The sequence below is a fragment of the Vibrio genomosp. F10 str. 9ZD137 genome, from assembly GCF_049974785.1.
Taxonomy (GTDB): Bacteria; Pseudomonadota; Gammaproteobacteria; order Enterobacterales; family Vibrionaceae; genus Vibrio.
This window is the reverse complement of sequence record NZ_JBNGCJ010000146.1, coordinates 1-843: the sequence shown is the minus strand read 5'-3', so window position 1 is coordinate 843 and position 843 is coordinate 1. Positions and strand designations below refer to the sequence as shown.

The window sequence follows — 843 nt, the reverse complement described above, 5'->3', positions numbered from 1 at the left end:
TTGTTCTCTGTTGCTTTCGCACTAAGAGTTAAGTTGTCACCCGTATAATCAACCGTGTTAAAGGTTATGACGGTGTCAATGTTAGACTCACTGTCTGCTAGAACGACACCCGCAGCAACCAGCCCTGCTGCTATACCATAAGACTCACTACGCTGACTTGAATTCGCCAGTGCTTTAATTTGCCCCGAGCCATTCACAATAATATTAGAATCAGTCGCCCCAACAGCCACATTTCCAGTGACGGTACTATCGACGATGACCCCAGCACCAGCAAAACCGATTCCAAGTGCAACTGACGCTGCAACGCCTGTTGTCACCACATTATCTTGCTCGGTTGCCGTTAGGGTAAAGTTGCCGTTACTGCGTAATGTAGAGTTGTGAACATAACTATTTAGATTGATGTCGACATTATTAGTGATTGCAGATGCGGCAATAGACACCGTAAAACCAACAGGAGCAAAGCTTGCTGATAACGAAGCTGCACCAGCCGTTGCGTTAATTTTCGACTGACTTAATGAAGTCACTGCGATATCTGTCGCTGATATATACGTACTGTCGGTAATGTAGCTGCCAACATCGGCATAAATGTCGTTTTGAACACCAACACCCGCACCAGATGCGCTGATTCCGACTGCACCACCAGCAACTGCTGCACTTCCTGCTCCAACACCTGCCGTAATGGTCATATCAAGGTCAGTATCTACAGTTAAGGAGCCCGATGCGTGAATTTGGCTGCTATCAACATAGCTATTGACCGTTAGACGATCAGACTGAGTTCCGATTTCATTATTTGCTATAGCAGCGCCAATAGAAACTGCACCACCCCCTGCTGCGCCTCCTGCG

1 protein-coding gene is annotated in these 843 nt (G+C 47.2%); it reads right to left on the bottom strand.

All coding sequences use genetic code 11. From position 1 onward, the window contains the following. A partial coding sequence (locus ACP45E_RS01900) for a hypothetical protein (RefSeq protein WP_158008359.1) occupies positions 1-843 on the bottom strand: 843 nt, incomplete at both ends.